Below are 15,786 nucleotides of genomic sequence, written 5' to 3' on the forward strand. Positions count from 1 at the left end.
AATATAGAATGATTTCAGAAGTATTTATTAAGAGGCCAGTTACCGCAATCGTTATTTCGATTTTGATTTCAATCATCGGAATTATTGCAGTATCGACGTTGCCAATTAGCCAGTATCCTTCTATTGCGCCTCCAACAGTGACTGTTACAGCAAATTACACTGGAGCGGATGCACAGACGGTTGAACAAACCGTGACAACTCTTATCGAGAGTCAGATCAATGGTACACCTGGCATGATTTATATGTCGTCTAATAGCACATCCAATGGTCAAGCAACAATTACGGTGACATTTGAAGTAGGTACGGATATCGATATAGCTACCCTAGATGTACAAAACCGTGTGGGAATTGCTGAACCAGCCCTTCCTGAAGCTGTTAGACGTCTGGGGATTACTACACGTAAAGCCAATAACGACATCCTTATGTTAGTTGCGCTAACTTCTCCAAAAGGAACGAGAAGCGAAAACTTCTTAGCTAATTACAACAACTTATACGTTAAAGACGCTCTATTACGTGTGAAAGGTGTCGGTGACGTAACCGCCTTTGGTCAGCCATTCTCCATGCGGGTATGGCTTGATGCGAACAAATTGGCTAACTTGAGCATGACTCCTGCCGATGTATCGACTGCAATTGCAGAACAAAACTCCCGTATACCTGGCGGTAGCGTCGGTGGACGTCCGCAAGAGTCGTCAACGGTATTTGAGTACCCGGTGATTACCGATAGTGACCTTTCCAATCCAGAGGATTTTGAAAACATCATTGTAAAAACCAATAAGGATGGGTCTATTGTACTTTTAAAGGATGTTGCACGTGTAGAATTGGGTCAGTTCAATTATGGTACATCATCTACCGTAAACGGTATGACCTCCTCGGCCATGATGATCAACCAGACACCTGGAGGTAATGCAGTCGAGTCGGCTGAAGGTATTGTTAATGCTTTGGAAAAATTGAAGAAATCTTTCCCAACAGATGTAGATTATACAATCAGTTACGAAACTGTATCCGTTGTAAATGCCTCAATATCTTCCGTTATACACACGCTAGTTGAAGCATTAATTCTAGTTACGGTTGTGGTGTTTTTCTTCCTTCAAAGTTGGAGGGCAACATTAATTCCTGTACTGGCCATTCCAGTGTCCATCGTGGGTACCTTCATCTTCTTCCTGATGTTTGGGTTTTCAATCAACAACCTGACGATGCTTGCTTTTGTATTAGCCATCGGTATTGTGGTGGATGATGCCATTGTTGTTGTGGAAGCAGTACAGCATTACATCGACCACTATAAGCTGGATGCAAAAGAAGCAACAAGGCGCGCTATGGGCGATATTACAGCTCCGGTTATTGCAATTGCATTGATTTTGGCAGCCGTATTTGTACCAGTCGGTTTTATACCAGGCATGGTCGGTAAATTGTACCAACAATTTGCCATCACGATCGCCGTATCCGTCATGCTATCTGCATTTATAGCGCTTTCATTAACCCCAGCATTATGTTCAATTTTATTGAAGCCTACAGCAGTACATGAAGGCGCAAGAGGATTGAATAAATTTTTCTATAAATTTAATGTTTGGTTTGAAAAAGTAACGATAAAATACTCAAATGGTGTAAAACAGGCGATCAAAAAAGCACCCCTGGTATTGATCATTCTCTTATGTATTTTTATTGGAACAGGATGGATGTTTACAACCAAACCTACTGGATTTATTCCTTCTGAGGATGGTGGTGCATTTTTTGCAGGTATAACGTTGCCAGAAGGTTCATCCTCTGCGCGTACAAATGAAGTGCTAAAAGAAATTGAAGCTGATCTGCATAAGACATTCCCCGAAATCAAATATGTTACTGCAATCTCCGGTATCAATATCTTGAATCGTGCATTTAAATCCAATGGAGCGACAGTATTCGTTTCGCTTAAACCTTGGGAAACGCGTACACGCACTGCAAACGATATTGCAGGGATGATTATGGGCAAGTATGCAGGCTATACCAAGGCCAGAGTATTAGCTGTAACGCCACCGGCAATTCCAGGTTTAGGTACATCTGGGGGTTTCTCGATGCAGGTACAGGATTTGCAAACTGTAAACATCAAAGACTTCGAAGCCACAGTCGGTAAATTCTTGATGGCTGCCAACCAACGTCCGGAAATTGGAATGGCTTACACATTGTTTAATACCAATTCGCCAAACTACAAATTGGAGGTAAACCGTGAACAGGCAAAACGTATGGGTGTGCCGATCTCAAGTATCTATTCAACAATATCATCGTATTTAGGTAGTAGTTATGTCAATGACTTCACAAAGTATGGACGTAGTTATCGGGTTGTTACACAAGCCGATATACCATACCGCATGAATATTGAAGATATCAATAAGTTGTATGTCAACAATATCTCAGGAAACCCTGTACCTATGGGTACCCTGGTTACTTATGAACTAACGACAATGCCTTCAATCATCAATCACTACAATATCTTTAGAAGTATTGAGGTCAACGGTAGCTCAGCTCCGGGTTATTCGTCAGGGGATGCTCTGAAAGCTTTACAGGAAGTTGCTGCCCAAACTTTGCCAGAAGGTTTTGACTATCAATTTTCCGGTCTATCATTACAAGAAATGCAATCGGGATCTAAGACCATTCAAATTTTTGCGTTGTGTATTCTATTTGTGTTCCTACTTTTAGCAGCATTGTACGAAAGCTGGTCTGTACCATTTTCTATTTTATTATCTGTGCCGTTGGGCGTATTTGGAGCAATCTTAACATTGACGCTGATTCCAACCTTGGATAATAACATCTATGCACAAATCGGTTTGGTTACAATTATTGGTCTAGCAGCCAAAAATGCAATTCTGATTGTAGAGTTTGCCAAGGAAAGGGTTGATATTGGAATGAACCTTTATGAGGCAACTTTAGATGCAGTAAAATTGCGTTTACGCCCAATCATCATGACATCTTTTGCATTCATTTTGGGGATTATTCCATTGATGCTATCCCACGGTGCTGGTGCTATATCTCGCCAAACAATTGGTTGGACCGTATTTGGCGGTATGACTGCCGCTACCCTCCTTGCGATATTTATCGTTCCCGTTCTGTTCGTCGTGATTACACGCATGGCCTATGGTAAGAAAAAACTAGCAGAATTAGAGGCTAATTTCGATGCGGAGAAAGCTAAAAATTTAAGTGCCCACTAGTTATATGTTGCCTCTGGTATTAAAATAAATACCGGGCTAACCGCAAAGAAGCCTTTCCTAAAATTCGGGAAAGGCTTCTTTTTGCTTGTCCAATTATATTTCTTTATTTTTACCATTCACTATTAAAAATATATGTCACCTGAATCACAACGTAAATTTGAATTACTAAACCTCCTCGCCGAGTCCTACGATGCGCTATTGTTTGATGTCGATGGTACTTTGGCAGATAATATGCACGCGCATAAACAAGCATACAAAGCTGCGGCAGAACACTATGGAATTGAATTGGATGTTAATTTGATCGACGAAACTGCCGGATGGCCAACTGTTGCTGTTGCAGAAGAAATCAGCAAACGCTATGAAGTGGATTTCGATTATCAGGAATTTTCCGCGCTTAAATCTACTATATTTCGCGATGAATATGTATTTAAAACCCAACCAGTAGATTATGTCGTTGAACATCTAAAATATCAAAAAGGCAAAAAACATATTGCTGCTGTATCTGGAGGAACGAGATCGACTTTATCGATGACATTGAATACCATTGGTGTATGGGATGATCTGGAAACATTGGTGTGTGCAGGCGATACTCCCGAAGGGAAACCCTCTCCCCAGCCTTTTCTTTTGGCAGCCTCACAATTAAATATTGATCCCAAAAGATGCTTGGTGTACGAAGATGGTATTCCGGGAGTTGAAGGTGCTAAAGCCGCAGGAATGGGTTGGGTTCGCGTAGATGAAATTTAATACCTAGAATGCGATAAAAAAGCCGCAATAAATTAAACACTTATTGCGGCTTTTGATTATCAGGTAGGATTAAAAACTCGTGATTATTTTCACTCCCCCATTACTGTAGTTCAAATCGGATGATTTTAGTCCTCCAATCGGGGCTTTGTAATAAGGCTCTACAGAAATCGATAGTTTACCAATTTTTTGCTTCCTACCAACAGAAAAATTAACAAAGCCATTTACACCTTTTTCATCCACATTTTTATCTGTAGATTTTTGTTTATATTCTGCATTATTAGTCTCATAAATCATCGCGCGTTCCTGATCCAATACACCTACATAAGAGACGCCCACAGACGTGTAAAAGTTCCTCGTAATCGCATATCTCACATCCACAGGAATGTCCACGGTTAAGATTTTACCAGAGACTCGTTCATTGCTCTTGGCATCCTTTGCATCCGCTGCCCGCGTAATAAAAGAATTACTGATAGTTGACTGTGAAATATAATTTGGTGCATCTAAACTAAATGAGTTTGAAGACATTGCTGGAGTAATAGGCGTATTCCCAGAAACAGCACCATAATGTTGAATAGAGGCTCCGGACCGGAGGCTTATTTTGCTCGATATATTATAAGCTAGTGCAACGCCACCGCCAAGTGTTATACTCTCCGAAGTTGAAGCTGGAGAAATAAAAGCCCCCATCTCCCATTTTTTCTCTCGACTGGTTTCATTCTGCATAATGCTTGTTCTCGCAGCCCCTTGTTGCATAGCGTAGAGCTGTGAAAGCTTTGCCGCATCATGCTGTGTCCTATTACCAGAAGAAATTGAAACCGAATTAGATTGAGCGGTAAGACCTTCCACTTCATCTTCGTCCCAATGAATATTCGCTGAGAACTTATTATTCTTTAATGGGATTGCTTGTGGGCTGGTAATCTCCTTCGAAAAAGTTAAATCAGTCGATTGCATTACCCGTCCAGCATTTAATACCACACGGTTATTTTCGACATGTTGAACGGAATGGTTTGTCACCCCTGCGTAGGTAAACGGTCTTGTTTGAAATAACTTCTCGCTGACTAAATCATCATCACGAATAACACCCGATAGTGAACGCTTCATGGACTCTTTCAAATCCTTATTATTTACGATCACATCATCACTTGTCTGATTCTCGATTTTGACCACAGACGGTGCATCCTTAGGCGTATCGTTATTTAAGCCCCAGTAGCCAACACCAGCAAACACGAGTAAGGCAGCTGCTGCGCTCCAATACCTCCAATTCGAGGGACTACGTGGGATAGGATCATACGTTGAGGCAAATTTCTCCCAGGAACCTTCTTTATAAGGCAGTTCATGGTCTTTTAATTGTCCAATGATCTCATCTATCAATTCCTTTTTCTTATTGTCTTTCATCGTAACAACAATATTTATCTTATTTCTTGAACTACGCCTGTATAATTCAAGTATAATTTCCTAAGTTTTTGCTTCGCTCGCGTCAGATAAGTACGTGAAGTACTATCAGGTATATTAAGCATTTGGGCAATTTCATCGTGTGAATAACCCTCAATTTCATAGAGATTAAAAATAGTTTTTTGAATTTCAGGAAGCTGATCCAACAGCCGCATAATCTCATTGACTTCCAAACGACTATCCAACTGAACTGCTGGTGTGTGCATGTCACCTTCTCCGAGATCTTCAACCGAATAAAGTTGCTTCTTACTTCGTAAAAAATCAATGGAAATATTAGCCGCTATTCGACCTATCCAAGCTCGAAAAGACTTTTCTAAATTTTCATCGTCAATATCCCGATTAAAAGACTCCAATTTTCGAAAAACTCTAACAAAACTCTCATTCACAAGTTCTTCAGCATCCACATCCTGTTTTACATAACGGATAATAATTGCCATGAGATATCCATAATATTTCTTATAAACGAAGGCCTTCCCATCCTCGCGATCTAGCAAGCAACGTGCTAAGGCATCATCTAAAGACGATAACTTCTTGTTATAAAAATATGATCGAATTATACCCACTTAACCTATTTAATTATTAAGTCTCAAACTTAGACAAATTGCCTTTGATATGCAATCGATTACATTATCTATGCAACAATTCACCACATTTCCCCCGGTAACCAACATCTTTTTTTGAGGAAATAACCGAATTAAAATCATAAAACTTAAAACTAAATAGCCAATTGTCCCCTTGTAATATCACTATTTAACTATTTTTTTACACTTTAACGATACCCTAAGCATTTTCGCTACAACGATTTCATAAAAAAATCAATAAAAAGAATTGAAAAAAATGGCTATTTTTGCTTGATTTTCACATTTTAAATATTATTCATACCGAATGAGTACTGTATTATCCGAACAGGAACAACTTAGAAGACAAGCGATGCAATCGTTGTTGGATATGGGAATTGACCCGTTTCCAGCGAATGAATTTGTCGTTAATGCACATGCTGCTGATATTTTAGAAAATTACGATAGAGATAAATTGAATTATAAAAACATTACCCTAGCTGGACGCATTATGAGCCGTCGTGTCATGGGAAGTGCTTCATTTTTTGAAATTCAAGATTCTACCGGCCGTATTCAAGCTTATATTAAGCGGGATGACATTTGCCCAGACGAGAATAAGGATTTATACAACGTAGTTTTTAAAAAACTGTTGGATATTGGTGATATCGTCGGAATCAAAGGCTATGTATTCACAACACAAACTGAAGCGATTGCAGTGCACGTAGAACAACTTACCGTTTTATCTAAATCGCTACGTCCGCTACCTGTTGTTAAATCTGCTGAAGGAAAAACTTTCGACGCCTTTACAGATCCTGAACAACGCTATAGAATGCGCTATGTGGATTTGATTGTCAATCCAGGTAATAAAGATATATTTATCAAACGGACCAAACTTTTCAATGCAATGCGTCAGTTTTTTAACGATGCAGGTTATATGGAAGTAGAAACACCAGTTCTACAGTCTATTCCCGGTGGAGCAGCAGCACGTCCATTTATAACCCACCACAATGCGTTGGATATTCCATTATACCTTCGCATTGCTAACGAGTTATATTTAAAAAGATTGATCGTAGGAGGATTTGACGGTGTGTATGAATTTTCTAAAAACTTCCGCAACGAAGGAATGGACCGCACGCATAATCCCGAATTCACAGCGATGGAGATTTATGTAGCTTATAAAGACTACAATTGGATGATGGATTTTACGGAACGTCTTTTGGAACACTGTGCATCCGCCGTCAATGGAACAACTGAAGTTACATTCGGCACGCATAAAATTGACTTTAAAGCCCCATATAAACGTATCTCGATGACAGATTCTATCAAAGAATTTACTGGATTCGATATCACTGGAAAATCTGAAGATGAAATTCGTATCGCTGCTAAAGGAATGGGTATTGATGTGAATGAAACGATGGGAAAAGGTAAATTAATAGACGAAATTTTTGGTGCGAAGTGCGAAGGCCACTACATTCAACCTACATTCATCACAGATTATCCTAAAGAAATGTCTCCTTTGACCAAAAAACATAGAGATAATCCTAGTTTAACAGAGCGTTTTGAGCTAATGGTCTGCGGAAAAGAGATTGCCAATGCGTATTCAGAGCTAAATGATCCGATTGATCAACGTGAACGTTTTGAAGAGCAATTGCGCCTTTCCGAAAAGGGGGATGACGAGGCAATGTTTATTGACCAAGACTTCTTACGTTCACTCGAATATGGTATGCCGCCTACTTCTGGACTTGGTATTGGAATGGATCGTTTGATCATGTTCCTGACAGACAATGCCTCCATTCAAGAAGTTCTTTTCTTTCCACAAATGCGCCCAGAAAAAGTTGCTCGAGTAGCGGAAATACAAGATTACGAGCAGGAAGGAATTCCTGCAGTATGGGTGCCAGCACTGCAAAAAATGGGTTTTACAACCATCGAAGCTTTAAAAGAGGCAAATCCAAATAAGGTCTTTAACGACCTTGGCGGTATGCGTAAAAAGCTTAAATTAGATATCAATATGCCAACGAAAGACGAGGTATTCGCTTGGTTCAATTAAATCGATCCAATCTGAACAAAAAAAGCTGTCCCAATAAAAATTGAGACAGCTTTTTTTATTGTGTAAAAACTGATAAAGAATTACCAACTGTGCATATGAATCGCAAAATTTTAATTGAAGATAGTTCACTTTTTTAATTAGTTCAAGATGCTACCAGCACGCTACCATTTCTATCATTAGCAGGGAGATTACGTCTTGAATCCCTGTTAGATTGGGAATTGGTATTGAGGTATCAATACGATGAATGGAAAGGATAGCCAAAAACCTAGATAAAGCTTTTGAAAACAGTGGCTATGACCTGATTATCTCCAAGAAAATAGCTCGGCCAATTGTATACATTTATTATATTTACATAGCATAAACGAAATCAGCTTTTGGTATGAAGAATATTCTCGCGCTTGATGGTGGTGGTATAAGAGGCATCATTCCCGCAATGGTACTTGTAGCTCTAGAAGAAAAACTACAGAAGCAGACGATGGATACAAATGCTCGTATCGCCTCGTATTTTGACTTCATTGCAGGTACAAGTAGTGGGGGAATTCTCACCAGTATTCTGCTCTATCCGGAAGAAGGAAATCCCTCCCAACCAAAATTTTCTGCGCGAGATGCGTTAAATTTATTTGTCAATCATGGTACTGAAATTTTCAACGCTTCCAAATGGCGGCACTTTTTAGGCGGTTTCGGATTGGTCAGTGAATTATATTCCCCTATTCCTTTATCAAACGTGCTCGATAAATATTTTCAAAATTCGAGATTGAGTCAATTAATCAAGCCCTGTATTATTACAGCATATAATATCGAATTACGAAAAAATCATTTTTTCAGACAACAGAAAGCAATTACACATGGTGAAGCGAGAGATTTCTACCTCAAGGATGTCTGTAGAGCGACTTCTGCCGCACCCACATTTTTCCCCGTCGCTGAAATCTACTCCCTTTCAAAAACCAGATACCCATTGGTTGACGGCGGCGTATTTGCCCAAAACCCTTCCATATGCGCTTTACTCGAAGTCCTAAAGGCATTTAATAGCACGCAGATAAATGATATGTTTATGGTGTCGCTAGGAACGGGTGTTTCAAAAACAGCCTATAATTACGAACATTTTAAGAAGAATCTTGCCATCCAAATCGGTCCAGCACTAGTGGATATTATGACAAGTGCGTCTTCTGAAAGCACTGAATTTTTCATAAAGCAATTATTTCGAAGCAACGGTAAACAGCAAAATTATCTTCGTATAGAACCATCGAACCTTTCTAGCATCAATGCGGCGCTAGATGCTGCATCGATGAACAATATCCAGAAATTGATCTCGTTATCGGATAAAATGATTAGTGAAAATGAAGATACGCTGGATTATATTGTTGCTCATCTCATTAAAGAAAAGAATCAGAAGGAGAAGAAAAATCCATGGAGCAAGTTGATGGATAAATTCTAAAAGATTACTTTTACGCATATTTTAAATCGATATGGCATTAAACTACGTTTGGGTTGCATTTTTTTTAATCACATTTGCCGTAGCCCTTGTAAAACTCATTTTTTTTGGGGATACCGAAATTTTCCAGCAAGTTGTAAACTCAATCTTTGATAGTGCGAAAACAGGTGCCGAAATTTCCTTGGGACTGATCGGCATGATGAGTTTTGCCCTAGGCATCATGAAAATTGGTGAAAAAGGTGGAATGATTAATATCTTCGCGAAAGTCGTTGGCCCTTTTTTTCATAGATTATTTCCTGAAATTCCAAAAAATCACCCTGCGCTTGGCTCTATTCTTATGAATTTCTCGGCCAATGCGCTTGGTTTAGATAATGCTGCAACGCCTTTGGGACTTAAAGCGATGAAAGAACTGCAGGAATTAAATCCAAACAAAGAAACTGCATCGAATGCCCAAATCATGTTTATAGTCCTCAATGCATCAAGTTTAACACTCTTGCCGATTTCTATCATGGCCTATCGAAAAGAAGCGGGAGCACCAGATCCTTCAGATGTATTCTTACCAATCTTAATAGCGACATTCTTCTCCACTCTGGTCGCGTTGATTCTTGTAGCGATTTATCAAAAAATCAACCTGTTGAATCGTGTAGTTTTGGGATATTTGGGTGCCATGTGCCTGTTTATCGGTGGACTGCTTTATTACTTTTCTGGGCTACAACAATCGGAGATCGAAATATTCAGCAAAGTATTTGGAAATGTTATCTTATTTAGCTTATTTACTTCTTTCATAGGGTTGGCACTTTTCCGTAAGGTAAATGTTTATGATTCCTTTATTGAGGGAGCCAAAGAAGGCTTTGAGGTTTCCGTTAAAATAATACCTTACTTGGTTGCCATGCTTGTTGGAATTGCCGTCTTTAGAGCGTCCGGGACAATGGATTATATGGTAGCGGGTATTGCTAAAGGCATTGCCTTGTGTGGTTTGGATACGTCCTTTGTGGACGCGCTACCTGTTGCTTTTATGAAACCGTTGAGTGGCTCTGGCGCACGTGGACTTATGGTTGATTTGATGAATGCAAAAGGTCCAATGGATTTCGCGGCTCGGGTTGCGTGTGTTATTCAAGGATCCACGGAGACCACTTTTTATGTCCTTGCAGTATATTTTGGAGCGGTAGGAATTAAACGCACTCGACATGCGCTTCCATGCGCTCTACTGGCTGAATTGGCCGGAGTGATAGCTGCAATCATTATATCCTATATATTTTTTAAATAGTTTGCAAAATAGGATCAGAACGGTTCTTTTCCATAGATAAGCCAATCGCTTAACACATAATTATATACTGATGAAAAAAACAATTGCATTGATAGCCCATGACGGCAAGAAACCAGAAATGGTGGCATTTGTCAAAGATCACCAAGATTTGTTAGAACGCGCTGATATCATTGCCACAGGGACCACGGGTTCATATGTCAGACAAACTGGCCTTCCGGTAGAATTGAAACTAAGTGGCCCAATGGGAGGCGACGCACAGATTGCGGCATTAGCAGCTGAAGGAAAAGTTGATGGAATCATATTCTTTCGCGATCCACTAGGAAAACATGCACATGAACCTGATATTCAAATGCTCATGCGTGTATGTGATCTTTATAATGTGCCATTGGCAACAAATCCGGCAACAGGAAGCCTGATTATTGAAGGTTTATTGGAAGATGTCGAAGCTTAAATTCAAATTGTATGAATAATGAAGTAATCGTTTCAATAGGGAAAATTCCCTATACAACTACAGTAAACTATGGAAAGCATCAGCTAACGGTAGACGAACCAAAAGATTTAGGCGGCGAAGATGAGGGCATCAATCCCGTTCCTTTGCTACTATCCTCTCTAGGGAGCTGCAAGGCCATAACAGTAAAAATGTACGCTGACAGGAAAGAATGGCCCCTGGAAGAAGTATTGGTTCGTCTAACACATGAAGTACAAACGAGTGAGCAGCAACAAACGACCTATATACAATGCTATATTAGTTTTAAAGGAGATTTAGACGATGTCCAAAAACAGCGCCTATTCAAAATTGCTGAGAAGTGTCCTGTGCATAAAATATTAGCAAATCCGATTATAATAACGTCAAATCATTTATAGCGTTTCTTGGGATAACGAATAACAGTATTTATATTTGCCCGCGCAAAATCGGCCTTTAAAATTGTTAAAATCGAATGGAAAAGGTTACTGATGCTGAAATAAAGATATTTGTATTAAAAATATAGCAAACGATGCAGTTGGATCCACAAATAGCAATAGACTCGCCTTTTCGATCGATCAAACGTGAAGACTGGAAAAATTTAAACGGGAAAGTTTTGCACAACTTCAGTACCGAAGACTTAGAAACCCTTCATGCGCTAAATGAACCCCTGACAAATCAGGAGATAGAAGAAGTCTATGTCCCGTTGAGTCACTTACTCGAAATTCATATCGATCGTTTCCAAAGCCTTCATCGGCGAACAAATCGTTTTTTTGGTAAGGAGGAAAGCAAACTTCCGTACATCATCGGTATTGCCGGATCGGTTGCCGTGGGGAAAAGTACTACAGCAAGGGTATTGCAGCGTGTACTCAGTCTACTTCCTTCAAAGCCAAAAGTAGATCTAGTAACCACAGATGGCTTTCTTTATCCGAATAAGCAACTCATTGAACTCGGGATTCTTAACCGGAAAGGTTTTCCGGAAAGCTATGATGCCAAAAGATTAATCCATTTCCTTTCAGCCGTGAAGTCCGGTTCTCCAAGGATTGCAGTACCCGTCTACAGCCACCTGATCTATGATGTATTGCCAGACGAAGAGCAACAAATCATCGAACAGCCCGATATTCTCATTGTAGAAGGAATCAATGTATTGCAAGTCAATTCCCAGCGGCCGAGAAAAGGCCATAGCGTATTCGTCTCCGATTTCTTTGATTACGCTATTTATGTGCACGCCAGCGAAAAAAACTTGATCGAATGGTACACCAACCGATTTGAGTCACTTCGCGAAACTGCGTTCCAAAATCCAGCGTCATTTTTCCACAAATATGCAAATATGACGACTGAAGAAAGCCAGTCTATGGCCGTAAGTATCTGGAATGAAATTAATAAGCCTAACTTAATTAAGAATATTCTGCCAACACGATATCGCGCAGATCTGATTCTGGAAAAAGGGGGCCATCACTTCGTCAAAAATATCAAAGTCAGGAAAATTTAACCTTTGCCGCGCTGAAATTGCAAAATTTCATTCAATATTCTGCTCTGTACCTGCTGATGTATCTTGTTGCTGGAAGAAATCGTACTAACTTCAACTTTGTATTTGATGTAATCTTTAGCAATATCAGCAACCTTAATAATAAAACCTTTGGAATGGTCCAAATTAGGATTCTGCTGAAACAAAGGTGTTAAATAACATTCCAATTCCTCTACTGCAACAGCAATATCAATAGGTAACTCAAACTTAACAACAATTTTATTTGATTTTTGAGAAGTTTTATTGACTAGCGTTGCCGTAAATACTAAATTGTTTGGAATCATTACCGCGTCGTCATCTTCATCTCGTACAACAAGATTGGCCAATGTGATATCGACAATCTTTCCCTGGTACTCACCTATTTTTATCCGGTCTCCCACCGAAAATTGATCGGAAAACATGATGATCAAACCAGAAATCATATTGGTGATATATTCTCTAAATATTACAGCAATCGCCATGGCAACGATTGTCATGCTGGTAATAAAATCTTTCGGATTAATACCAACGGCAATCATTAGGCTAACAATAAAGAAAAACACATTACAGACAGTAGCGACACGTGTAATGCCAAGTACAAAATTACCACGGACAATCTGTTGTTCATTTCTACTGTTGTATAATTTTACAAGTATAAAATGTCCAATTGATATCAAAACACTTGCGGTTAAAAATGTGTTTAATCCGTATGCGATATTTCGAATAATCTCCTTTTGCTTATAAAAGCTTTCAAATTGAACAAATGATGCCGTCAATGCAACGAGCAGTATCATCCGTATAAAAAAAGAAATTGAAATTGACTTTCTCATTTTTACCCTAAATCTAAAACTGTTTTAATCCTTCAAAGCTTGATTTCTGAATACCTACCGCACAAGAATATCTCTATAAGAACGGAATAAAAGCGGCCTGCTAAGCTAAACAATTTTACTTTACGCAAAAAGCATTATCAGGAAATACCTATCTTTGCGTAAAGATATTATTTACGATTAAATGAAGGAATCCAACGTGCATACTGAACTACATGTAACCGGAATGCACTGCGCAAATTGTGCTATTTCAATCCACAAATACCTGGAAAAAAACGGAGCTAAAGACATCTATATTGATTTCGTAGCTGATGAAGTCAAATTTTCCGATATCCCCCAAGAGCAAATACCAATGCTGGTCGAAGGGATTGAGTCTTTAGGATACAAAGTAATCGATGGTCAGGATGATAAGCCTAGCTTTTGGCACTCCATTGAATTTAAGTTTTTCTGTTGTTTGATTTTTACCGTACCTCTATGGAGCCATATGTTTACCGCTTATCCTTTGCTCCATGATCCTTATATCCAGCTCTGCCTTTGTATACCTGTATATCTTATTGGCTTTTCCTATTTTGGGATCAGTGCGTTACGATCCATATGGAATAAAATGCCAAATATGGATGTGCTCATATTAGTCGGATCTACAGCAGCTTTTATCTATAGTCTGATTGGCACAGGCTATAATCTTGGGCACGATTATCAATTTTACGAAACCTGTGCTACGATCATTACATTGGTCTTTTTAGGAAACGTATTGGAAAAACGGGCTGTAAAAAAAACGACATCTGCAATCAAAGATCTGATCAAATACCAAAACGTGGATGCAATTAAGATCGATGGTGATCAGGAAATAACCATATTGGCCAAAGAAATTAAATCTGGTGATATTTTAAAAGTCAACACAGGAAATCAGATTCCTGTCGACGGCGATATTTTGGAAGGGCGAGGCTGGGTAGACGAGTCGATGTTAACAGGAGAAAGTATGCCCGTTGAAAAATTGAAGTATGATGCTGTAATTGGCGGTACATTACTGACCGAGGGGAATATTAGAATTGTCGCAACCAAAGTGGGATCTAAAAGTGTGCTCTATCAAATCATCCAGTTGATCAAAGATGCGCAAGGTAAAAAACCTCCTATTCAAAAATTCGGCGATAAGGTAGCCGCTTATTTTGTACCGATCGTTGTCAGTATCTCATTCTTCACTTTTTTCATCACATATTTTATCGCACAGTTGCCACTACAACAATCTTTGATGAATGCAATAGCCACCCTGGTTGTATCGTGCCCCTGTGCAATGGGATTAGCAACTCCTACGGCTGTTATGGTCGGCTTGGGTAGAGCTGCAAAAAAAGGTATGCTAATCAGAGGCGGAAGCACTATTGAGGAAATGTCCGAACTCAAACAAATGGTATTTGACAAAACTGGAACCCTAACAACTGGCGATTTTAATATCAAAGCAATTCAAACATTCGGTATTGAACAATCTCAAGTCGAATCGATCATAGCACAGTTGGAAAGTTATTCTAGCCATCCTATAGCGAAGTCGATCCGAAAACAGCTGAAGGAAATCAAACCCTTCCGTATTATCTTCAAGGAAGTTAATGAGATACGAGGAAAGGGGATATTTGCCACAGATACGAATGGGAATAGTTATTCCATTTGCAATGCCAAACTTGGATCAAAGGATTATTCAAACCGTTATGACCTTACATTAACAATTAACGAAATGGTTATAGCGGGTATTGTACTTGAAGATCAACTAAAACCTTACGCAAAAGAACTCATCCAATATCTCAAAGATAAGGGTATACGCCCCATCCTGTTGAGTGGCGATCGTCAAAGTAAATGTGAGCGCACAGCCCAGAAGCTTGGTATTGCCGACGTATATTGGGATAAATCACCGGAGGAAAAGTTAGAAATCTTGTATAAGCTTAAAAAGAAAGGCCCAACGGCCATGGTTGGTGACGGTATCAATGATGCGCCAGCACTCACTGCAGCGGATGTGGGCATTTCTCTTGGTGATTCGACTCATGTTGCAATTCAGTCTGCCAAAGTTATCCTACTGAATAGTGATCTCCGGTCCATTGAAAAGCTACTCAAGATCGGTCACCACACCTTACTGGCAATCAAACAAAATCTTTTTTGGGCCTTTGCATACAATATTGTCGCCATCCCGCTCGCTGCCCTTGGTTTCCTCGGCCCTATGGTGGCGGCCTTAAGCATGGCGTTTTCGAACTTAATTGTGATCGGCAATTCAGTCCGTCTCCGCTTTAAGAAATTGAAATAAAATTGATAGCTCATAAGTACAATGACAATC

12 protein-coding genes are annotated in these 15,786 nt (G+C 39.5%); 9 read left to right on the forward strand and 3 right to left on the reverse strand.

Annotated elements, in window-relative coordinates; translation table 11 throughout:
- Nucleotides 1-8 precede the first annotated feature (8 nt).
- Nucleotides 9-3,179: an efflux RND transporter permease subunit gene (locus VXM68_RS17125; protein ID WP_293957639.1), complete on the forward strand. Its 3,171-nt coding sequence runs from the start codon at nucleotides 9-11 to the stop codon at nucleotides 3,177-3,179.
- Nucleotides 3,180-3,311: 132 nt separating this feature from the next.
- Nucleotides 3,312-3,923 carry an HAD family phosphatase gene (locus VXM68_RS17130; protein ID WP_294188185.1) on the forward strand — a complete coding sequence of 204 codons (612 nt, stop codon included), beginning with the start codon at nucleotides 3,312-3,314 and terminating at the stop codon, nucleotides 3,921-3,923.
- A 69-nt stretch (nucleotides 3,924-3,992) separates the two neighbouring features.
- On the opposite strand, the gene VXM68_RS17135 is transcribed toward VXM68_RS17130, so the two are convergent.
- Entirely contained in the window at nucleotides 3,993-5,315 is a 1,323-nt protein-coding gene (locus VXM68_RS17135; protein ID WP_367209483.1) for a hypothetical protein, read from the reverse strand.
- A gap of 14 nt (nucleotides 5,316-5,329) precedes the next feature.
- Complete coding sequence (locus VXM68_RS17140) at nucleotides 5,330-5,935, reverse strand: RNA polymerase sigma factor (protein WP_293957642.1); 606 nt, start codon at nucleotides 5,933-5,935, stop codon at nucleotides 5,330-5,332.
- Nucleotides 5,936-6,257: 322 nt separating this feature from the next.
- On the opposite strand from VXM68_RS17140, the gene lysS reads away from it, so the two are divergent.
- From lysS to coaA, 6 genes are all read left to right on the forward strand, one after another.
- On the forward strand, nucleotides 6,258-7,976 hold the full coding sequence (gene lysS / locus VXM68_RS17145) for a lysine--tRNA ligase (protein WP_294184959.1): 1,719 nt from the start codon (nucleotides 6,258-6,260) through the stop codon (nucleotides 7,974-7,976).
- 379 nt (nucleotides 7,977-8,355) lie between these two features.
- On the forward strand, nucleotides 8,356-9,411 hold the full coding sequence (locus tag VXM68_RS17150; RefSeq protein WP_367209484.1) for a patatin-like phospholipase family protein: 1,056 nt from the start codon (nucleotides 8,356-8,358) through the stop codon (nucleotides 9,409-9,411).
- Nucleotides 9,412-9,442: 31 nt separating this feature from the next.
- Entirely contained in the window at nucleotides 9,443-10,675 is a 1,233-nt protein-coding gene (locus VXM68_RS17155; protein WP_294184954.1) for a nucleoside recognition domain-containing protein, read from the forward strand.
- 70 nt (nucleotides 10,676-10,745) lie between these two features.
- Nucleotides 10,746-11,126, forward strand: coding sequence for a methylglyoxal synthase (locus VXM68_RS17160; RefSeq protein WP_209579226.1), 381 nt, complete (start codon nucleotides 10,746-10,748; stop codon nucleotides 11,124-11,126).
- An 11-nt stretch (nucleotides 11,127-11,137) separates the two neighbouring features.
- Nucleotides 11,138-11,539 (forward strand): OsmC family protein, encoded by a 402-nt coding sequence (locus tag VXM68_RS17165; RefSeq protein WP_294184952.1) that lies wholly within the window; start codon nucleotides 11,138-11,140, stop codon nucleotides 11,537-11,539.
- Nucleotides 11,540-11,670: 131 nt separating this feature from the next.
- A complete protein-coding gene (gene coaA, locus VXM68_RS17170) occupies nucleotides 11,671-12,630 on the forward strand; it encodes a type I pantothenate kinase (RefSeq protein WP_293957647.1) in 960 nt (319 codons plus the stop codon).
- On the opposite strand, the gene VXM68_RS17175 is transcribed toward coaA, so the two are convergent.
- Nucleotides 12,627-13,475 carry a mechanosensitive ion channel family protein gene (locus VXM68_RS17175; protein ID WP_294184950.1) on the reverse strand — a complete coding sequence of 283 codons (849 nt, stop codon included), beginning with the start codon at nucleotides 13,473-13,475 and terminating at the stop codon, nucleotides 12,627-12,629. The genes coaA and VXM68_RS17175 overlap by 4 nt on opposite strands.
- Before the next feature lie 181 nt (nucleotides 13,476-13,656).
- Here VXM68_RS17175 and VXM68_RS17180 point away from each other — a divergent pair, with 181 nt between their 5' ends.
- On the forward strand, nucleotides 13,657-15,756 hold the full coding sequence (locus tag VXM68_RS17180) for a heavy metal translocating P-type ATPase (RefSeq protein WP_367209485.1): 2,100 nt from the start codon (nucleotides 13,657-13,659) through the stop codon (nucleotides 15,754-15,756).
- Nucleotides 15,757-15,786 lie beyond the last annotated feature (30 nt).

The sequence above is a fragment of the Sphingobacterium sp. R2 genome (assembly GCF_040760075.1).
In the GTDB taxonomy this organism is placed as follows: Bacteria; Bacteroidota; Bacteroidia; order Sphingobacteriales; family Sphingobacteriaceae; genus Sphingobacterium.